Here is a 21,349-nt window from a genome sequence, read left to right as displayed (position 1 = left end):
TCAGTTATAATATAAATAAACTTAATTAATTGGAGGTATTGTTATGACCTACGGGTTTATTGGTGCCGGCAACATGGCGACGGCGATGATGAAAGGACTGTTGCACGCGAATGTTGATCCAGCAGATATTTACGTGTCTTCACCACACCGTGCCAAGTCGTTGGCAGAGAAACTTCACATCAATGCTGCTGATTCACAAACAGTTATTAACCAAAGTGACATCATCATATTAGCGTTTTTACCTAATCAGTTAACAGACATTGGCGCTACGCTTAATTTCACTAATAAAATCGTCGTCTCTGTGTTAGCACAAATCACGATTTCTGATCTAAATCAAGCTATTCCAAATGCGTTCAATGTTCGCGCTTTACCCAACATCAATTCGGCTATTGGGCAAGGTAACACAGCGCTCGCTTTTGCCGACAACATAGACGCGGAACAAAATAAAAGTGTTACTCATTTTTGGCATTTGTTAGGCAACAGTGTCATACTCGAGGAAGATCAGTTCGCCATATTTTCTGCCATTGCCGGTTCCGGTCCTGCCTATGTCTTCAAGTTCATTGACGCATTGACCAAAGCAGGTGTTGATAATGGCTTGGACGAAAAACAAGCTGCAAGTATTGCAACGCAAACTGTTTTAGGTTCTGCAAGCACTCTAAATCAGTCAGGCAGCGACGCCGTCACACTCATGAATAGCGTTGCATCACCGGGTGGCTCCACACGCGCTGGTCTAGATAATTTTGAAGCTAATCAATTTGATGATATTGTTGCCAAAGCTATTTCAGCGACCGTCAATCATAAACACGCCTAATCACTAGCACTTCAATCATGAAGTGCTTTTTTAGTGAGCAATCAAAATAAAAAAGCCGCAACCAACGTTGCGACTGATAAGCAGCTATCTCATCAAAATTGTTAAATCAAATACTGAACAAAACATCACGACCGCCCATATCGTTTGCACCAATATAGCGCTGAGATAATTCGACAAGAAACTTTGTCGATGCAGATGTCAACCGTCGCTCGACTGCAAGCCGCGATAAACTTCTTTTGAGCGACGCAGCCACAGCGCGATCATTTTGACTCTTTTCTAGTTGGGTTTTATTGCTAACAAATATATCACGTTCAGCACTCGTAATGGTTTCATCTAAAATTAAATCAACCAAATTGTCTAGCAACCAATTTTTATCTGGTGTCTTCCATGTCATCATTATTATTCCCCCGATTTTGCTTAATGGATAACATACGCTACATGACGTGCCATCCTATCATTTTAGCATTGATTATTTATATCATACTACTTTTTATCAGCGACAGTTCATTTTAAAAAAAATAATGCATTAAACGTCTGAGAGCACACAAAAAGCCGCAACCGAAGTTGCGACTTTTAGTAGCTCGTGAGAGAATCGAACTCTCGATTCCGCCGTGAAAGGGCAGCGTCTTAGCCACTTGACCAACGAGCCATGGTCAGTTGTTGTTCGCTCTCGCTAAACAACTATATTAGTATACCAAGAATTCAAATACTCGTCAACCCTTTTTCTTCAAAGTCATCAGTTTTGTTGGATCAATTCGTTTTGGCACTTTGACCGGTGTACTTTTGTAATAACGCCAAGGCTTGTTCGGATCAAATTCCAGATCTGTCGTCACCGGTAATCCATTCTTAAAGCGTGTCAATAACCATTGTTCCAATGGTTTGGGGACACCCAACAAGTCGAAATCTGATGGCGAAATGGCATACCGAATTGCCCGTTCATCATTCATCTTCACCTTTTGCACCCAGTTGGGTTCAACAATCAATTCACGCCCTATGGCCGCAAAAGTCACACCAGTATCCATCAGCTCTTCAACTTGCATAGGCTGTTTTACTAAGCCAGCCACCATCAGTGGAAAGTCGTCTGGTAGTGCCTGTCGATAATAATCAACAATTTTTGTCTGATCATTCTTATCTTTAAACGGTGTTTGAAAGGCATCTTTCAATGACAAATGTAGATAATCAACTGGCAAGTCAATTAATTTGTTGACAAAAGCTAACGAATCTTGCAATGTAATCCCCGGTGTCATTGGTTCTTCAGGTGATTGACGATAGCCGAGTAAAAATGGCCGATCAGCATACTGCTCGATGGTTTGCGCGACCTTAGCAGTAACCGCTAAACCAAAACGCATCCGTTTCTCCAATGTTCCACCCCAAATGTCATCACGTTGATTACTGTCAGGTGAAAAGAACTGTTGCATCAAATACAAATTCGCGCCATGAAGTTCAACACCATCAAACCCAGCCAAAATAGCTCTTTTTGTTGCAGCAGCAAAGTCATCAATTGTTTGCGCAATTTCTTGATGGGTTAACGCGCGTGGCGTTTCAAAGTCGCCACGTGGATACGCAACAGCTGACGCAGATACCGGTTGATGCCCACGCAATATCGCAGTAGTTGTCTGCCGGCCAGCAGAAAATAATTGCAGTATCGCTTTTGCACCGCCTGATTGTATTGCACTGGCTAAACGTGATAGCCCCGCAATTTTGTCGTCATCAGCGGCGGAAATACCACCTTCCCAACCTTTTCCTAAATTATTGACATGTGCAACTTCACTCACAATGATTCCGGGACCACCGCTGCGCATTTGGTAATAGCGCAACTCATTATCAGTTACACTACCATCTTCAAAAGACGCACGTAATGTTGTCGGAGCCATTACGACGTGATTACGCACGGTCATTTGCTTATTTTTAAATGTATATGAGTCTAAAAAATCGTAATTTATTTGCATATCAATATTGTAACACGATATGTTACTGTGTCACGAGTTGACCAGTGGCAAGATTCGACGTACATCCGTGAATATCATTTTTACTAGTGCCCACTCGATGTGACACAAACAATTGGCACATTAAAGTTATGGTTAATTACCATAACTTTTCTTAACTAAAAAAACATCCCCGCAAATTGAGGATGTTTTGATATCATGGTTTGATTAAAAAATTAATACCAACCAGTTGCTTGTGAGTGTGCCCAAGCATTTTCAGCTGTACCGTAACGTGCTGCAATATACGCCTTCATGGCATTCAATTGGTCGTTATAATCAGCTGTGTTACCACCGTAGATGGCACGGGCTTGTGCTGAAAGTTGACCAATACCATAATATTGACCGTTTGTAGCGTTAACATTACCACCTGATTCACGAGCAATCAAAGCATTCAATGCAGCAGAATTAGAGCTGTCACTTGAAGTTGACGTTGTTGCTGAAGATGAAGTAGTAGTGGTAGTTGTTGTCGTTGTGCTTGTCGTTGCTGCTGCAGTCGTTGTTGATTGTGCAGTCGTTGCTGCCGCTTTAGTTGCTGTGGCAAATGACAAATGTTGACCAACAACGATCAAGTTAACGTTTGAAATGTTGTTATTAGTCGCAATTGTGTCAACTGAAACACCATACTTTGCTGACAATTTGTTCAATGTGTCACCAGATTGCACAACATAGTCTGATGGGGCTGTTGTTGTGTCGGCACTAGCATGTGCACCACCAAAGGCAAAGGCACCTGCAACACCAGCAGCGATGGTCAAAGTCTTCTTAATATTAAACATTATGTATTTGTACTCCTAAGTTGTCTGTTCGAAGATGACAACATCCGAATTGATGAAGTCATGTAATTAACTTACGAGTATTAGTTTAGTCGCTGAATATAATAAGCAAACATCTGTTTCATATCAGGAACATTACATACTATTATTTATTATACATTTACCATACTAATTGTCTTATAAAAATCTTAAGATTTACAATAAAGGATTAATATCGGACTTTTAACTGTAATTGTGGCTTCTCTGGTAACTGATTATGATTCTCAAAATAGGCGACTAACATATCTTGAACAGCCTTATCACCCGAATAAATCGTCTCTGAATCAGCATAAGCTTTGTAATCACCACCACCGACAGCACGATAATTGTTCATCGCAACACTAAAATAATCGCTATCTTGAATATCTTCGCCCTGATACTTTAATTTTGTAATACGTTGTCCTATTGGCTTACGGACATCAATTTCATAATCAATACCAAACGCCAAGTCGTAGTTATAATGTTCCACTTTTGGTTTCAACCAATCAGGGTTAACCGCTAGTTTCTGATCTTCGATAACAAAATAATTTGCTGTATGCTCCAATCCAACGCGTAAATCAGCACCAGAAATACGTTTCGTGACCAATGTATTATCAAATGGGTAATTTTGCAAAATTGATCTGAGTGTCAACCGTTTTGGCAAACTTGACGGGTTGTTGTTTAAGCCTTGCAATGTAATTTGCGCACCGGTAGCAGCCAGTTGTACTGCTGCTACCCAGCGCAAAACATCATTACCGTATTGCGCCAAAGTTAACGGTTCTGCAACTGCAACAGATGATGTCAAATTAGCGATTGGCTGATCCAACCACGCTTCAACTTTGTCATTGAGTGGTTGCAAGGCTTTAAGCATGTCAGGTTGGCTAGTCGTGCCAGCAGCATTTGTTGATGCAGTGAATAACCATTTCCCGTCTCTTAGCTCGCCATCAATTTGTGCGAAAAACTTAGCTTGATTAGGTAATTGTAGCGTTAATGTGTCGTTAATTAACTGGGCCGGCACTTGACCATGCTGATGTGCTGTCAATAAAATATCCAAATCAAGTTCTGCGGTGAGTTGCCAAGCAATATTTTCAGATGTTGTACTAATTACCTTGTCGGAATCCAAGTCACGCTCATAACCACCATGATAAATACCTATTACAACATCAGCTGATTGGCGCAGACGCGCGATAGTTTGAGCCGCTTTAATCAAAGGTGATTCAATTTTAATACCTGCGAGATGTTCTGGTTTCTCCCAAATATTAATATAGTCTGTCACTAAACCAATTAAACCAACTTTTGTGCCATCAGCTAGAGTCTTAATTTCTGCAGGATATAAGGTTTGTCCACTCTCATCTGTAACATTTTCAGCTAACACAGTTGCATTCAGATTTGCCAAATGTTTCTGGAGTTCGTCATAGCCCGCATTAAAGTCATGATTACCAAGCGTAACATAGTCATATCCTGCCATATTCATCATGTCTGATACTGCGTCAATGTCTTTATTTTTCTTAAGGTATTGTAGTAGTGGTGATCCTTGATACATGTCACCACCATCAATCACTAGTGTATTGCCATCTTTTTGATAATTCGCGGCCACATTGATAAGGCCTTGTGGTTGTGAACCGCTTTGAATGTAGTCAGTTGGCCATAAGTAACCGTGAACATCCGAAGTGTAATATAACTTGAAATGCTTCATTAAATTCCTTCTTTCAAAAACAAGGCAGCCAATGAGGCTGCCCATCTTCTAACCATGTAGTAAGTGCTGACGTAATTTATCTGATAAGTACTCAATGACAAAAATTAGCACAAACAGACCAATTAGAATGGCCCCAACTTTGTGCCACTCATACCCACTCATTGCAAAAATCATTGGCGCACCAATGCCCCCAGCACCAACCAGTCCTAAAATAGTGGCTTCACGTAGATTCATATCAAATCGGTAAGCAAGAATTGAGATAAAGTCTGAACTGAGTTGTGGCAAAACACCATAACGGATTTTTTGGAAAAATGTGCTACCCGCTGCATCTAATGATTCCAAGATGCCCGAATCCAAATCTTCAATTGTCTCAATAAATAGTTTTGAAATCATACCGATAGAGACAACTGCCAGTGTCATCACACCGGCAAATGGTCCTGGCCCAGTGACGCGAATAAACATCAAACCATATACCAATGATGGTACTGTCCGAATCGCCATAATCACAAATCGTGTTACCACGACAACTGGTTTTGGCACTATATTTGTAGCTGAAATAAATGACAATGGCACCGCAATAATTGCACCAACTAGTGTCCCAAGAAAAGAAATTGCGATTGTTTGCAAAATCAAATAGGCAACACCAGTATCACCACCACCGAATAATAGGTCTTTGTCTGGTGTCACAATTCCTTCTAGGATATTCCAACCAATTCGCCATCCTTTGTCAGTCAAAGTCATTTGATTGACAGCAGATGATGACCAAACCAAGGCAATCAATACAATGATAGCAGCGGTGATATAGTATTTCGCACGTTTAGGTTGTGTCAGCAGAACAGCTTCTAGTTTTTTATTCATGTTGTTCTCCTTAACTCAAGAATTTTCGTAGTTGTTGACTCAATGTTTCAATCAGCACCACGGCAACAAATAATGAAACCAAGATCATGCCAACACTTTGAAATTCACGCCAACCAATTTTTTGGTTCAAAATCATACCAATACCACCAGCGCCAACATAACCTAAAATGGCAGCATAGCGAACATTACCTTCAAAAGCAAATAACGATGTCGACAAATAAGTCGGCAAAATTTGTGGCATAATAGCCGTAACAAACGCTCGCGGTGCATTTGCACCTGTGGCAATCAAGGCTTCATACGCCCCCATGTCCACTGTTTCAATATACTCAAATAGTTGTTTACCAACAAAAGATAAACTAAACATAAAGATAGCAACCGTACCAGCAAATGTGCCTAATCCAAAAATATAAGTCGCAATTAGGGCGGCAACTAATGTTGGCAATGTCCGCAACACTGTCAACGCAAACCGCACAATAAGATTGACGAATCGATTATTAGTAACATTGTTAGCCGCCAATATTGCTAATGGCAGGGCCACCACTGCACCAAAGAAAGATCCAAATAGTGACATTTTAATCGTATCAATTAAGGGTTGCCAAACCGATGGAAAATAAGACCACTTTGGTGGAAATAAATCGCCAAAGACCACCCAAAACTGCTGAAAATTAGCAAATAAGGTTGGTAAACTAAAACCAGTCACAACAACTGAAATAATTAAAATAATTAACAGTATCAGCAAAATCAATGGTGTTCTCGTAAACTTTTGGCTGACTGTTTTACCGTTGGCTAACGTGTATTTCTTAGCTTTAAATAATTTATCATACCACCACATTATTCGGCCTCATCTTTTGAATAGATATTATCTAAAATTTCTTGTGTTACACCAGAAACTGGTCCGTCATATACCACACGTCCAGAACGAATACCAATGATACGTTTGGCATAATCCAGAGCTAGGTCGACATGGTGAATATTGATCAAAACGGTTTGACCAAGTTCGTCATTAATGCGTTTAAAATCGTCCATTACCTCATGCGCTGTGACAGGATCAAGTGCAGCCACTGGTTCATCCGCCAAAAGCACTGATGGATTTTGTGCCAAAGTTCTTGCCAATGACACACGCTGTTGCTGTCCACCAGACAATTGATCAGTTCTAACAAAAGCCTTATCTAACATCGAAACACGATCTAGCGCCTCTAACGCACGCATTTTATCATTCTTTGAGAATAGCCCCAAAATGACTCGCCATAATGGCATATCTGGTACTAATGAACTCATAACATTACGAATAACCGTAATACGGGGCACCAAGTTATATGACTGAAAAATCATACCCACCTTGCGACGAAATCGGCGTAATGCTTTCCCTTTCAAGTTAGAAATTTCGACACCGTCAACCGTCAATTTACCTTCAGTGATGTCATTCAACCGATTAATAGTTCTAATAAAAGTAGACTTTCCAGCACCAGACATGCCGATAATCCCCACAAATTCACCATCTTCAATTTCTAAATTGATATCTTGCAAACCCTTCACACCGTTGGGGTACGTTTTTGAAACATGCTCAAATTTAATCATTTTTTCTTCCTAAACTATAATATGTATTGGCGCCATTTAAGGCACCAAACGCAATAAAAAGCAGCCCTGGAGCCGCTTATTAATGTCGTTGATTTTTACTTAGTTGACTCTTTTAACACTTTTTGTGCTGCACGTTCACCGTCATAGTTAGATGACTTTGCCTTAACATAACCTTCGTGTGAATAGATTGCAATCACTTTTTTACCTTCTTTAGTCTTAGCCAATTTGATAAATGACTTTGACAAAGCTGACTTAAACTTCTTAGTCATAATCTTTGACTTCTTTGAAACAGAAATTGTGTCGTTGTAGATTGGTTGTGAAACGCCGATAACATTTGTTTCAGCCCAAATTGACTTTGATTGCTTATAATCTTTTGTCCATGCGTCCGCAAAATCACGACGTGCATCTGCATAAACTGGCAAAATATCAATTTGTCCAGAAGCTAAACGTGCCATACCTGAACCGTATGAATCAACCTGAACTGTATTTGACAAGTCAGTCACTGTCTTATTGTACTTTTTATTCAACCACAATGATGGATAAATATAGCCGGCTGAAGAAGTGGTTGATGACAAGCCCCACTTAGCAGAGTTCAAATCTTTCCATGTCAACTTTTTACCTGCATTGATTTTCTTAGCCAATTCCTGTCCCTTTGCAGAAGGACCAGCGATAAACAATGAACGATATGTCGCTGCTTGCTTTTTAGTAGGTTCAGTCGCTTTACCATCATTCCACTTTGCAGCAGAAGTAAAGTCTTTATTTAAACCAGCACGAGTTGCGGTTAACAAAACTTGAACGCCGTCTTCATACATCACATAAGTACCACCCGGAATGAAACCAACATCGGCAGTCCCTGATGTTAGCGCTTCTCCGGCAGCTTCATAACTTGTACCTACTTTGATATCAACATTCTTAACATTATAACCTTGCTTTTTTAATTGTGCTTTCAACAAGCCTTTCAATGGCTTAGTTGCTGTTACAATTTGATCAGGTTGCTTTGAAGGAACAAAATAGATTTTCAATTCCTTGATTGTCTTAGTTGCTGCACTTGCGCTCTGCACACTCAATGTTGCAAAAGCAATCAATGCAACAGCAAAAACCATACTCAAACGGATGATCTGCTTAGCAGTCTGTTTCATGATTCAGTTCTCCTGTGACCTTAACGGTCTCTCTCGTTTTAGTAACCATTGCGTTACCAGTTTATTCTACACAAGCATTGTCAAATTTTCGTCAAACTTTTGTCAAGAAAAATTCAATGTCTGTCCAGATACTACTTTACCAAAAAAATCATCATCATAGCAAAATAATTATTAAGTATTTCCTCATTTTTAAAATTAACGTACGGGACGTTCTGAACATTCGTCATGATTTTTAATAAAAATACGAACGTTTAGTTTGTAAGCGCTTTTTATACAAATTAATGCCATCATAAAAACCCCGAAATAACTATTTCGAGGTTTTTGTAAATTGATTTAACGTCCAGATTTCAAGGCAGCAACGTGAATTCGGTTAACGGCACGCATCAAAGCAATACGTGCACGCTTTAGTTCTTCGTCATTGTTGTCATCTTGGGCATGAGCTAAACGTGCTTCCGCACGTTCTTTAGCACTTTCAGCACGTGACACATCAATTGTGTCAGATGTTTCAGCACTGTCAGCAATCACTGTCAAAATGTTATTAGAAAATTCAGCAATACCACCATTTACGGCCAATGATTCTTTATCATCACCACGCTTGACAATTAATTCATCAATCGTCAATGCAGCTAAGATAGGAACGTGTTTTGCCATAATTCCAATTTGACCACCTTGCGTATTTACAATTGCGATATCAATACCGCTTTCATTGTAAATATCCCCAGCTGGCGTAACAATTTGAACTTGGATGCCGTGTGTTGCAGTTGTTTCATCTGCCATATGTCAATACCCCCTTATTGGGCCATTGTCTTGGCTTTTTCAACAACTTGTTCAATAGCACCAACGTTACGGAACGCATCTTCAGGCAAATCATCATATTTGCCATCCAAAATTTCCTTGAATGAACGTACAGTTTCAGCAACTGGTACATATTCACCATTGATACCAGTAAACGTCTCAGCAACTGAGAATGGTTGTGACAAGAAGAATTGAATACGACGTGCACGGTTAACAGTCGTTTTCTCTTCATCTGACAATTCATCCATACCCAAAATTGAGATAATATCTTGCAATTCGCGATAACGTTGCAAAGTACGTTGCACTTCAGTAGCAACTTCATAGTGCTCTTGACCAACGATTTGTGGATCCAAAGCTGATGAAGTTGATGCTAGAGGATCAACCGCAGGATAAATACCTTGCTGTGTCAATGAACGCTCCAAGTTGGTTGTTGCATCCAAGTGCGCAAATGTTGTGGCAGGCGCCGGATCAGTATAATCATCGGCAGGCACATAAACGGCTTGAATTGAGGTAACTGAACCCTTCTTAGTTGAAGTAATTCGTTCCTGCAATTGTCCCATTTCTGTTGCCAACGTTGGCTGGTAACCAACGGCTGATGGAATACGGCCCAACAAGGCTGACACTTCAGAACCAGCTTGAGTGAAACGGAAAATGTTATCAATAAACAACAACACATCCTTACCTTCATTGTCACGGAAGTTTTCAGCCATTGTCAAACCAGTCAAAGCAACACGCATACGTGCACCTGGTGGTTCGTTCATTTGACCATAAACCATGGCTGTTTGTTTCAAAACGCCTGATTCTTCCATTTCGTGGTACATATCATTACCTTCACGGGTACGTTCTCCGACACCTGTGAAGACTGAAATACCATTGTGTCCTTGTGCAATATTGTGAATCAATTCTTGGATTAGAACTGTTTTTCCAACACCGGCACCACCAAACAAACCAATTTTTCCACCACGAACATAAGGTGCCAATAAATCAATAACCTTAATACCCGTTTCCAAAATTTCGGTTGAGTTTGTTAATTCGTCATATTTAGGCGCTTCACGGTGGATTGAACTACGTGGGACATCATTGGCAATTTCGCCATTGTTGTCGACAGGTTCTCCCAAAACGTTGAACACGCGTCCTAATGTTGCTTCACCAACTGGGACTTGGATTGGCTTACCAGTATCAGTGACTGACATACCGCGTTGAAGTCCATCTGTTGAATCCATGGCAATACTACGGACAATCCCGTCACCTAATGCCAAAGATACTTCAACTGTTAATGTTTGGCCTTCGCCTTTGTCAATGACAAGCGCATTGTTAATATCTGGCACTTGTTGGCCAGCTTCAAACGCAACATCAACGACCGGACCAATCACTTGTACGACTTTTCCAGTACTCATTGTCGTTTCCTTTCATGATAAACATCAATAACTGAATTACCTTTATCATCTGTCCAAATGTGTCATCACAAATAGTTTTGATATCGGGCAATTATTGATGCATGCTACACAAACAGTAGTTGTGTTTTATTTAATGTGACAGTCGGCTTACTCTAACGCAGCCATACCACCAGTAATTTCTGTAATTTCGGTCGTAATCGCTGCTTGACGTGCTCGGTTAAACTGTAACTCTAAACGACCAATTAGGTCCTTAGCGTTATCAGTAGCGCCCTTCATCGCAGTTGATGAAGCCGCATGTTCAGCCGTTTTTGCGTCAAGCACCGCTTCATACACTAAGCTTTGTGCAAATTGTGGTAAGACAACATTCAACACTGCCGTTGTGTCTGGTTCGATTTCATACGTAGATTGAACGTCTAGTTCCGCTTTTTGCGCTTCTGTTCCACCCATTGCTTCCAACGTATCTGTCGTTAGTGGCAATAACTGGACATCACGGTACTCACTAGTCAATCGGTTAACGAAGTGGTTATACACAACATGCAAGGCATCAAATACGCCAGTTTCATACAAACTCGTTACTGTTTTGACAACAGAACGAATTTCGTTGAATGATGGCACATCCGAGACACCGCGATGTTCTAAAATCACTTCAAACCCACGTTTTTTGTAGAAATCGGCACCATTACCACCCACAGCAAGAATAGCTGTGTTAGTGGTATCCAAATTCAATTTCTCTAATAATGCATTGGTTTGCTTAATAACGTTGGCGTTATATGAACCAACCAAACCACGGTCTGATGTTACCACCAAGATACCTGTTTTTTGGATTGGACGTTGTGCAATCAACGGAATATGTTCAGCATCCGCATTATCGAAAAGATGTGCAGAGACAAGATGTTCAACCACCGTCTCTAAACGAGCAGCATAAGCACCATATCCAGCACTATACTTTTGAATTTGACTCAACTTGGCCGTTGAAACCATTTGCATGGCACTCGTAATTTGGCGCGTTTTCTTAGTTGATGAAATACGACGCTGAATATCTTGCAAAGAAGCCATTGCAGCGCCTCCTTTTATTCTGCTGATTCAGATCCAGCAAAGCCAGCCTTAAAGGCCTCAATTGCTGCATTCAAATCAGCCTCTTCAGGTAAGTTCTTGGTTTCAACAATTGTCTTAAACAAACCAGACGCATTGGCGTCAACATAAGCAATTAATTCATCTTGGAAACGTTGAATATCTTCGACAGCAACATCATCCAAGTAACCATGTGTCAAAGCATACAAGACAACAACCTGATGTTGTACTGGCATTGGCTTGTGTAATGGTTGCTTCAGCACTTCAACTGTGCGGCGACCACGAGCCAACTTTGCTTGTGTCGCTGAATCCAAGTCAGATCCGAATTGGGCGAAACTTTCCAATTCACGGAAAGAAGCCAAATCCAAACGCAACGTACCAGCAACCTTCTTCATAGCTTTGATTTGTGCATCACCACCAACACGAGAAACAGAAGTTCCAGCATCAATAGCAGGACGAACACCAGCATAGAATTGATCAGCATCCAAGAACACTTGACCATCGGTAATTGAAATAACGTTGGTTGGAATATATGCTGAAACATCGCCGGCTTGTGTTTCGATGAATGGCAAAGCAGTCATTGAACCACCACCTAATTCATCACTTAACTTGGCAGCACGTTCTAGCAAACGTGAATGCAAGTAGAAAACATCACCGGGATAAGCTTCACGTCCGGGCGGACGACGAAGAATCAATGACAGTTCACGGTAAGCCGTAGCCTGCTTTGACAAATCGTCGTACACGATCAACACGTGCTTGCCATTGTACATAAATTCTTCACCCATTGCTGCACCGACATAAGGCGCCAAATACAACATAGGAGCTGGTTCAGAAGGACCAGCGTTAACAACGATTGTGTAATCCATAGCACCCATTTGGCGCAAAGTTTCAACTTGTGTACGCACAGTTGAATCCTTTTGACCAATAGCCACATAGATAACAATCATGTTTTGATCTTTTTGGTTCAAAATTGTATCGATAGCCAAAGACGTTTTACCAGTCTTACGGTCACCAATAATCAATTCACGTTGTCCTCGTCCAATAGGAACAAGGGCATCGATTGCTTTAATTCCAGTTTGCAACGGTTCAAAAACTGATTTACGTTGCATAACACCGGGTGCTTTTACTTCAACAGGGCGTGTCTTATCAGTTTTGATATCACCCAATCCATCAATTGGTTGACCCAAAGCATTTACAACGCGTCCGATTAATTGTTCGCCAACTGGCACTTCCATGATACGGCCAGTACGCTTTACTGTGTCACCTTCACGAATGTCGTCAAAACCACCAAGAATGATGATACCGACTTCGTTTGATTCGAGGTTTTGGGCCATGCCGTAAGTGCCATTAGCAAATTCGACAAGTTCACCAGCCAAGGCGTTAGCCAAGCCAGTTGCACGGGCCACACCATCACCAACATAAGTGACAGTTCCCACTTCTTCTACAGTTAGCGTTGTGTCGAACTTTTCGAGCTGTTGCTTAATTAAAGCAGATATTTCTTCAGCTTGAATAGCCATTATTCTTCCTCACTAACCTAATAATTGTGCCTTCATTTTGGCAATTTTTGTTTGTAAGCTACCATCAATCAAAATTGATTGTGATTGCAAGATAACACCACCAAGGATGCTGCTATCAACTACGTTTTCAATATTAACTTGTTTTGCACCCGTCTTGGTTGCAAATACGGTCGCTAATTTATCTAAACGTTGGTCATCTAAAGCAACAGCTGTCGTTGCTTTGACATCAACGATACCTTTGGCCTCATTATAATGATTGACAAATTGATCAATGACCAAAGACAAAATGTCTATGCGATCATTACGTGCCAACAGCTTAACCAAATTTTGAATTGACTCCGCTGCGCCTTTTGTGAGCGTCTGTAACAATTGTTCACGATCTGTCGTCGTTAAATCCGAAGCAGTCACAACAGTTACAAAACTTGGATTCTCAGTGATTAACTTTTGAATCGTTTCTAAGTCACGCAAGACATCATCAAGCTGATTTTGTTCACTTGCTAGCTCAAAAATTGCTTTGGCGTATTGGTCAGCAATATCTTTAATATTTTTTGCCATCCCAATACTCCTTATTTAGTTTCTAAATCTGAAATGTAAGCATCAATTAATGCTTGTTGATCATTCAACGACAATTCCTTTTGCATCAACTTTGACGCAATAGCCACTGAAAGGGCTGCTACATCATCTTTTGCACCAGAAATTGCGTCATCCTTGAGCTTTTGTGCATCCGTCTGAGCTTGTTGGTTAATTGAAGCTGCGCGATCAGTTGCAGCAGCAATCAATGAATCACTTTGCTTTTGAGCACTTGCCTTGGCATCTGCTACCACTTTTGTGGCGTTTTGACGCGTCTCGGCTAGCTCAGATTGACGTTGTGATGCTAATTGTTCTGCCTCTTGACGAGCTGATTCAGCTCCATCAATATCAGAAGAAATTTTATCTGCACGTTCGTCAAGAATTTTTGTCAATGGTCCGTAGGCCACCTTCTTCAAAATGAGCATCAACAAGAGGAAGGCAATGATAATAAACAGCATATTTCCCAATGGAAGTGCTGCTAATGTTGTTAATCCCAACATGATTTTCCTCCGCTACTATTATGTGATTACTTGCCCATCAACATGAAGGCGAAGACGATTGACAAAATTGGCATAACTTCGACCAACGCGACACCCAAGAACATACGTGACAACAAACGACTTTCAAGTTCAGGTTGGCGGCTCATACCTGCCAAGAACTGTGAGATCAAAACACCGTTACCAATACCACCACCAACGGCAGCTCCAGCAGCTGCAAGACCTGCTGCGATTACACCAAGATTGTGCAAATCCATTAGATTTCTCCTTATTGTACCGTGTAGTAGGGGTCCCCATACCACACACTTTATACTATATAGATGATACGCTCTCGCGTTCTTTTGGCAAACCAACTCGTGTCATAACCCCATTAAACAACTAGGTTTAGTGTGATTGTGGCACAAATCCCATTTGCTCCAACAACACTATTCATTACCTGACAATTGTGAAATAAACACACCCGTCAAAATAACAAATACGTATGCTTGAATGGCACCAATAAAGAGTGAAAATCCTTGCCAAACCATTTCGATTGGCAATGACAACACTGACCAAAGACCATTAAAGTGTCCTGGCCATGCCAAACTGTTAGCTACGAGTGTCAGCAACATTTCACCAGCGAAGATGTTACCAAACAAACGCAGTGACAACGTCAAGAAATTGGCTAATTGTTCGATAATATTCAATGGTAACATCCATGAATACGGTGTGAAGAACATATTCTTGATATAGCCCTTAAAGCCAAGTTCCTGCACGCCCATACCATGAGCTACCATTAACGACATAATTGCCAAAGTCATTGTTACAATTGGGTTGGCCGTTGGTGACTTAATATAAGTCACACCATCACCAAGCTTAATTTGTAACAGCAAGCCCATTTCGTTTGACACAATTATAAAGAAAAACAATGTAAATGCGAACAAACCAAATTGACGTGCTTGTTTTTTTGATAGTTGTCCACCAACGATACCGTTCGTGAAATCTAACAAATATTCAATCACATTTTGCCGCTTGTTAGGTTTTACACTAAGATTGCGGGTCAATACAACTGAGACAATGACAACAATCGCCATAGCCAGCAACGTTGAAATAATGGTGGTCCAATCAAAGGTCAAACCAAGAAACTCAAACGTTGCCATTGGGTCATCCATGCGCCTTCTCCTTTCTCAAATATTTGGCGAAATGGTCGTAAGTATTTCGGCTATTCGTCATAATATAAATCTATGATACGCCTTTCAGTTTGAATTTCAACCACTTAGCGCGACCTTTTTCACAAACTTTTTATTATCTTGACTTTGTAAGGTTGTCAACATAGTTATCAACGCCCATAAATTAAAATTTTGACTGATTAATTTCGATTGGCAACAAGATTATTTCATCACAATTTCAATCAAAAAAGGGTTGTGTTTCAGCATTTTTAGCCTAACACAACACCTTTTCGCAAAGTTTATTCAAATTACTTTTCACTAGCAGCCACTTTTGGCAAAACTAGATTCAACACAATTCCCAAAACGGTAGCAATAGCGACACCTGAAAAGTCCACTTGCGAACTTAACTGTAAATGGAAATTACCAATACCAACCACAAGAATCGGTGCAGCAATCATTAAATTGCGCTTTTTACTGTAATCAACCTTATTGTCTACAATGACCTGCAGTCCCGCCGCCGCAATGACACCGTAAAGCATGAAACCAACACCACCAGTAACGGCACCAGGAATAGTTGAAATCAATGCAGATAACTTACCAATGAAACTGAAAACAACGGCGAAAAATGCCGCACCACCAATAACCCATACTGAGTAAACACGACTTAACTGCATCACACCAATGTTTTCCCCGTATGACGTTACTGCAGGTCCACCAACCAATCCAGCGACTACTGAAGCCGTACCATCACCAGTTAACGTACGTTTCAAGCCAGGATTAGCGAAAAAATCATGCCCAGTAATTTTAGACAATACCATCAAATGACCTAAATGTTCTGATAGGGTTACTAACGCCAAAGGCGCCATGCTCAGCACCGCTGCCGGATAAAAGACGAAGCCATTTTTACCAATAAAGGTTTCAAAGTTAGGTAATTGGAACCAGTGCGCTGAAGCAACTGGGCTTAGGTCAACTAGACCAACCATTAACGCGACAATATAACCAAATATAATTCCCAGCAACACAGGCAGCAAACTCAAGAATCCCTTTAAGAACATATTAAATGCAATTGTCGCAAGGAGTGTAACCAAAGCGACAACAAAGACGCGCCAATCATATTTATTGTTAAGCATTGTCGCAGAGCTAGCAGCTGAACCAGCTAAACTCAGACCGATAACCATAATAATCGGACCAACAACTTCCGCTGGAAAAATGTATTCGATCCAACCAGTTCCTGTAAAAGTAACGACAAGCGCAACAATTAAATAAACTAGACCAACAGAAATGATACCTTGCGCGACGGCAGGATAGCCAATTGTTTTCAAAAGCGAAGCCATTGGTATAATAAAGGCAAAACTTGAGCCCATGTATGCCGGCACTTTACCACGCGTAATCAATAGATGTAAGAGTGTGCCGACTCCCGAAGTAAACAAGGCTACGCCGGGATTTAACCCAACTAGCAACGGTACTAAGACTGTTGCGCCAAACATTGAAAACAAATGCTGCAATGATAATCCAAGCCAAACTAAAAATGGTGGTTTGTCATGAAGATCATAGATAGCATTGCTATTGGTATTTTCTGACATAATTACTCTCCTGAACGTATTGAATCTATTATATACAAAAAACCTGACCTCATGCACGATGATGTCAGGTTTTTTGTTATATAATTTTGTCAAATATGCGCGGCAAACGCATAGTGTTGCTGAAACATCCACTGTCACGCAACACCTCGCTCCTTGCCAGTACACAACGTCATCCCACTATTTTTGGGGTGGTCAGACAAAATTTGTCTGCTACATATATATCATTCGGATAACCTGTGTACTTTTGTGACTTCAGTTGATTGCGCTTTATCATTAGCATTTGTTTATTCAGATTCGAATAATTAAATCATCTCAACCTTGGTCTGCGAGGCGTTACCTTGAACTGCTTCAATTTCTGTCAAATTGTTTTGCGACATTCATGGCCTCCTCTTATTTGATTAACTATAGTATATCATTCTTTGTAAGCGCTTTCAACTGTTTTTTATCCATATTTTAGTACATTATTTGACCGACATAGTTCCCACCATGACCATCAAAATCCAATTCGTCATCAATTTTAACGGTGGCCGTTTCTGGTAATTCGAGGCAAATCACCATAATCGTTGCCATTTTGTCAGCTTGATGAATTGCTTCAATGTTCATATCTGCCAGTAAATCCCCATGTTTGACATGATCACCGACGGCAATTTTAAGATCAAATGGCGCGCCATTCATAGCGACTGTGTCAATGCCCATGTGAACCAACACATCTGTACCACGCTCTGTTTTAATACCAATAGCATGTTGTGTTGGTGCAATCATTGTAATTTCACCATCAATCGGCGATAAAACATTACCATTAATAGGCTCAATTGCAAAACCATCTCCCATCACTTTGCTGGCAAACGTATCATCTTTGACATGTTCCAAATGTAAAAGTTGCCCATCAGCTACCGCAAAAAGTGATTCAACTGTCGTATGGTTAACTGGTGTTGTCGTCCTCGCGGTTGTCATTTCGCTTGATTTTAATGGTGTCGCCAGCATCGGTGACAAGTTGCCGTCATAAATGTTTTGAATATTATCTGCCACAAATTGCACATCTGGCCCAATCACAATATGAATTTGATGCTGGTCTAAAACATTAACACCCATAACACCCGGAGCATGTTTTAGCGCGTTAACATCGGCCAATGCCGTATCAGTCATTTTGTAACGTAAACGCGTCGTACAATTATATAAATAAGTTAAATTATCTTTTGCATTATCTCCGCCCAACGCTTGCCAAATGACACGCGCACTGCGTAAATACTTATCTTCTGTCGACGGACGCGACGGCACAGTGCTTTCTGGCACATCATTTTCTTTTGGATCACGACCGGGTGTCATCAAGTTGAATTTTTGAATGGCAAAATTAAAAATCACATAATACAAAATCGCAAACACAACCCCTTGCAGTAACAACATATAAGGCTTGTTAGCCAAAGGCATTTTGAACGCTAATACGTAGTCGACTAACCCTGCCGAAAAACCAAAGCCAGATGTCCAATGGAAAAATGCCGCTACTGCTAAGCTCAAACCAGTTAAAGCTGCGTGAATCAAGTACAGTGGCCACGCAACAAACATGAATGAGAACTCTAAAGGCTCTGTCACACCTGTAAAGAATGAGGCAACACCTGCTGCCAACATTAACGAACCAATCCGTTTTTTTTGCTCTGGTAACGCATTACGATAAATGGCATACGCACCGGCCGGCAAACCAAACATCATAATTGGAAAAAAGCCTGCTTGATAACGGCCAGTAATGCCCAAAACACCATGTGAATCCCAAAAATTACCAATATCATTAATCCCGGCAACTTTAAACCAAAAGACTGAATTCAGGGCATGATGTAGCCCCGTTGGAATCAGTAACCGGTTAAAGAAGCCATACAATCCTGCCCCAATCCAACCAAGATTAGCAATGGTTGTTGCAAAAGCAACTAATGCTGCGTAAACAAACGGCCAAATCACAATCATCACAATACTAAATATTAGCATCGCCAAAGCTGTTAAAATCGGTACTAATCGCTTCCCACTAAAAAAAGACAGCGCTTGAGGCAATTTTGTTTGTCCAAATTTATCAAAAAGCGCTGCTGCAACTAAACCAGAAACAATACCAAATAAGACATTGTTGTGCGTTGGTGTACCAAAAGCAGCGTTGACGGCTGTTATTTTCTGACCAAACAAAGTCGCAATATTTTCTGGACGGAGCACATAGTCTGTCAACGCGTAACCAACGACTGCTGCCAAAGCAACCGCCCCATCCTTTTTATTGGACATTCCTAAAGCTAAGCCAACCGCAAATAAAAGCGCTAAGATATCAAGTATCGAACCACCAGCTAACTTTAAAACACCGCTTATAAACCAAGTAGCTGGTAGCCAATTACCAATACCTGTTAAAATCGCAGCTGCTGGTAAAACTGCCACCGGCAGCATCAATGAGCGGCCCATCCGTTGAAAATAATCTTTCATAACCTCACACACTCCAATTTGTGCCAAATGTAACACAAATCTAGTGATTCCTTTCCCTATACTGACATAACACTACTGATAATAACGCTTTTAAGGACAAATAATCATTTTCATGTAAACTTTCATAACATATCAAAATCGTTTTCACAACATATACCAATGTACACTTTTCTACTAAAAAAAGCAAAAGATAGCAATAAAAAAAGGTATACCAATTTTGGTATACCTAGGAATGATAATTAGCTTTATTTTGTTAATGTTGTCTTTGATACAACTTCCAAATTGTCATCCAAGTCATAAACTAGTGGTTGTCCATTAGCAATTTCAAGATTCAAAATGTCATCGTCTGAGATGTGTTCGATATGCTTAGCTAAAGCACGAAGCGAGTTACCGTGAGCGGCAATGACAACGTTTTTACCAGCTTTCAAGTCCTTTGAAATGTTTGATTCCCAGAAAGGTAATACACGTTCCAAAGTAATCTTCAAATTTTCACCCAATGGCAATTCGCCTTCAGGTACATCGGCATAGCGACGATCAAACGCAGGATATGTCTTGCCTTGAACTGTCATTGTTTCATCGTATGAGTCCAACAATGGTGGCAAAACATCGTATGAACGACGCCAAATGTGAACTTGTTCGTCGCCCCACTTTTCAGCAGCTTCAGCCTTATTTTGACCTTGCAAAGCGCCATAGTGACGTTCGTTAAGGCGCCATGACTTCTCTTCAGGAATAAACAATTGACCAGCCTCTTCCAAAGCGTAGTGCAATGTTGTAATTGCACGTGTCAAAACTGATGTATAAGCCTGATCAAATTGGATGCCTTCGGCAGCCAACAATTCGCCAGCTTCCTTTGCTTGTTCAACACCCTTGTCTGACAACTTTGTGTCAATCCAACCATTGAATAAGTTCAATGCGTTCCATTCACTTTGACCATGACGGATTAGTACTAATTTAGCCATTTGTTCTAAACTCCTTAGTTTATGTTTGTGTTAATCGTAACGATATCATTATACCACGAAATCACGACACAAAAAAACTCGCCGAAGCGAGTTCTTTCTAATTGGTTATTAGCCCTTAACGATGTTAACAGCTTGCAAACCGCGGTCACCACTTTCAACTTCGAAAGTAACTGCTTGACCTTCGTCAAGAGTCTTGAAGCCGTCGCCTTGGATTGCTGAGAAGTGTGCAAATACATCTTCGCCGTTTTCGCGTGTGATGAATCCGTAACCCTTTTCGCCGTTAAACCACTTTACTGTGCCTTTTTCCATGATATGTTTCTCCTTTGGTGTGCTCACCAAGTAATATTGTTCGTAATCTAAAATAATTGGTACTGAGCGCCTTCCGAAAAAAACAAATCAAAATCAAAAACTTTTATTACCCCATTAGTGTAACACATTCACAGAAATTAGCAAGTAATACACTAATAACCGTAGTTCTTTTTTACTCCCAATTATTGGATTAATTT

The 21,349-nt window shown here is 40.6% G+C and carries 21 protein-coding genes and 1 tRNA gene; 1 reads left to right on the top strand and 21 read right to left on the bottom strand.

Features of this window, described 5'->3' with window-relative positions; all coding sequences use genetic code 11:
- Positions 1-43: 43 nt before the first annotated feature.
- A complete protein-coding gene (gene proC, locus ACI3ES_RS00860; protein WP_142511733.1) occupies positions 44-811 on the top strand; it encodes a pyrroline-5-carboxylate reductase in 768 nt (255 codons plus the stop codon).
- A 106-nt stretch (positions 812-917) separates the two neighbouring features.
- Here the strand turns inward: proC and ACI3ES_RS00855 are convergent, their stop codons facing one another.
- From ACI3ES_RS00855 to ACI3ES_RS00755, 21 genes are all read right to left on the bottom strand, one after another.
- Positions 918-1,208: a bacteriocin immunity protein gene (locus ACI3ES_RS00855; RefSeq protein ID WP_242029714.1), complete on the bottom strand. Its 291-nt coding sequence runs from the start codon at positions 1,206-1,208 to the stop codon at positions 918-920.
- A gap of 180 nt (positions 1,209-1,388) precedes the next feature.
- A tRNA-Glu gene (locus ACI3ES_RS00850) sits at positions 1,389-1,460 on the bottom strand.
- 64 nt (positions 1,461-1,524) lie between these two features.
- Entirely contained in the window at positions 1,525-2,760 is a 1,236-nt protein-coding gene (locus tag ACI3ES_RS00845) for an NADH-dependent flavin oxidoreductase (RefSeq protein ID WP_114667392.1), read from the bottom strand.
- A 212-nt stretch (positions 2,761-2,972) separates the two neighbouring features.
- On the bottom strand, positions 2,973-3,569 hold the full coding sequence (locus ACI3ES_RS00840) for a LysM domain-containing protein (RefSeq protein ID WP_080518875.1): 597 nt from the start codon (positions 3,567-3,569) through the stop codon (positions 2,973-2,975).
- A gap of 205 nt (positions 3,570-3,774) precedes the next feature.
- On the bottom strand, positions 3,775-5,280 hold the full coding sequence (locus ACI3ES_RS00835; RefSeq protein WP_114667393.1) for a bifunctional UDP-sugar hydrolase/5'-nucleotidase: 1,506 nt from the start codon (positions 5,278-5,280) through the stop codon (positions 3,775-3,777).
- 48 nt (positions 5,281-5,328) lie between these two features.
- Positions 5,329-6,138, bottom strand: a complete 810-nt coding sequence (gene phnE, locus ACI3ES_RS00830) for a phosphonate ABC transporter, permease protein PhnE (RefSeq protein ID WP_114667394.1) — start codon at positions 6,136-6,138, stop codon at positions 5,329-5,331.
- A 10-nt stretch (positions 6,139-6,148) separates the two neighbouring features.
- Positions 6,149-6,970, bottom strand: a complete 822-nt coding sequence (phnE, locus tag ACI3ES_RS00825) for a phosphonate ABC transporter, permease protein PhnE (protein ID WP_004911713.1) — start codon at positions 6,968-6,970, stop codon at positions 6,149-6,151.
- Positions 6,970-7,716, bottom strand: a complete 747-nt coding sequence (gene phnC / locus ACI3ES_RS00820; RefSeq protein WP_114667395.1) for a phosphonate ABC transporter ATP-binding protein — start codon at positions 7,714-7,716, stop codon at positions 6,970-6,972. The genes phnE (ACI3ES_RS00825) and phnC overlap by 1 nt, the downstream gene beginning before the upstream one ends.
- A 95-nt stretch (positions 7,717-7,811) precedes the next feature.
- Positions 7,812-8,855, bottom strand: coding sequence for a phosphate/phosphite/phosphonate ABC transporter substrate-binding protein (locus ACI3ES_RS00815; RefSeq protein WP_114667396.1), 1,044 nt, complete (start codon positions 8,853-8,855; stop codon positions 7,812-7,814).
- A gap of 333 nt (positions 8,856-9,188) precedes the next feature.
- Positions 9,189-9,632 (bottom strand): F0F1 ATP synthase subunit epsilon, encoded by a 444-nt coding sequence (locus ACI3ES_RS00810; RefSeq protein WP_114667397.1) that lies wholly within the window; start codon positions 9,630-9,632, stop codon positions 9,189-9,191.
- Positions 9,633-9,646: 14 nt separating this feature from the next.
- Positions 9,647-11,047: a F0F1 ATP synthase subunit beta gene (gene atpD / locus ACI3ES_RS00805; RefSeq protein WP_004911725.1), complete on the bottom strand. Its 1,401-nt coding sequence runs from the start codon at positions 11,045-11,047 to the stop codon at positions 9,647-9,649.
- 147 nt (positions 11,048-11,194) lie between these two features.
- The gene (locus tag ACI3ES_RS00800) at positions 11,195-12,103 is read right to left on the bottom strand and encodes a F0F1 ATP synthase subunit gamma (protein WP_004911728.1); all 909 of its coding nucleotides are present in this window, start codon (positions 12,101-12,103) and stop codon (positions 11,195-11,197) included.
- A gap of 14 nt (positions 12,104-12,117) precedes the next feature.
- Positions 12,118-13,635 carry a F0F1 ATP synthase subunit alpha gene (gene atpA / locus ACI3ES_RS00795; RefSeq protein WP_114667398.1) on the bottom strand — a complete coding sequence of 506 codons (1,518 nt, stop codon included), beginning with the start codon at positions 13,633-13,635 and terminating at the stop codon, positions 12,118-12,120.
- A gap of 12 nt (positions 13,636-13,647) precedes the next feature.
- Positions 13,648-14,190, bottom strand: coding sequence for an ATP synthase F1 subunit delta (atpH, locus tag ACI3ES_RS00790; protein ID WP_080518871.1), 543 nt, complete (start codon positions 14,188-14,190; stop codon positions 13,648-13,650).
- Positions 14,191-14,201: 11 nt separating this feature from the next.
- Positions 14,202-14,705, bottom strand: coding sequence for a F0F1 ATP synthase subunit B (atpF, locus tag ACI3ES_RS00785; RefSeq protein ID WP_114667399.1), 504 nt, complete (start codon positions 14,703-14,705; stop codon positions 14,202-14,204).
- 26 nt (positions 14,706-14,731) lie between these two features.
- Entirely contained in the window at positions 14,732-14,959 is a 228-nt protein-coding gene (gene atpE / locus ACI3ES_RS00780; protein WP_004902064.1) for a F0F1 ATP synthase subunit C, read from the bottom strand.
- A gap of 168 nt (positions 14,960-15,127) precedes the next feature.
- Complete coding sequence (atpB, locus tag ACI3ES_RS00775) at positions 15,128-15,853, bottom strand: F0F1 ATP synthase subunit A (RefSeq protein ID WP_004911735.1); 726 nt, start codon at positions 15,851-15,853, stop codon at positions 15,128-15,130.
- A gap of 305 nt (positions 15,854-16,158) precedes the next feature.
- Complete coding sequence (locus tag ACI3ES_RS00770; RefSeq protein ID WP_407631998.1) at positions 16,159-17,433, bottom strand: uracil-xanthine permease family protein; 1,275 nt, start codon at positions 17,431-17,433, stop codon at positions 16,159-16,161.
- A gap of 453 nt (positions 17,434-17,886) precedes the next feature.
- Positions 17,887-19,884, bottom strand: coding sequence for an N-acetylglucosamine-specific PTS transporter subunit IIBC (nagE, locus tag ACI3ES_RS00765; protein ID WP_114667400.1), 1,998 nt, complete (start codon positions 19,882-19,884; stop codon positions 17,887-17,889).
- 245 nt (positions 19,885-20,129) lie between these two features.
- The gene (gene gpmA, locus ACI3ES_RS00760; RefSeq protein ID WP_004912306.1) at positions 20,130-20,843 is read right to left on the bottom strand and encodes a 2,3-diphosphoglycerate-dependent phosphoglycerate mutase; all 714 of its coding nucleotides are present in this window, start codon (positions 20,841-20,843) and stop codon (positions 20,130-20,132) included.
- Between the two features lie 108 nt (positions 20,844-20,951).
- A complete protein-coding gene (locus tag ACI3ES_RS00755; RefSeq protein WP_004912309.1) occupies positions 20,952-21,152 on the bottom strand; it encodes a cold-shock protein in 201 nt (66 codons plus the stop codon).
- Between the last annotated feature and the right edge of the window lie 197 nt (positions 21,153-21,349).

This window comes from Leuconostoc falkenbergense, from assembly GCF_045801155.1.
GTDB lineage: Bacteria > Bacillota > Bacilli > Lactobacillales > Lactobacillaceae > Leuconostoc > Leuconostoc falkenbergense.
Note: the sequence above shows the minus strand (reverse complement) of the source record. Positions and strands in the feature narration are given on the sequence as shown.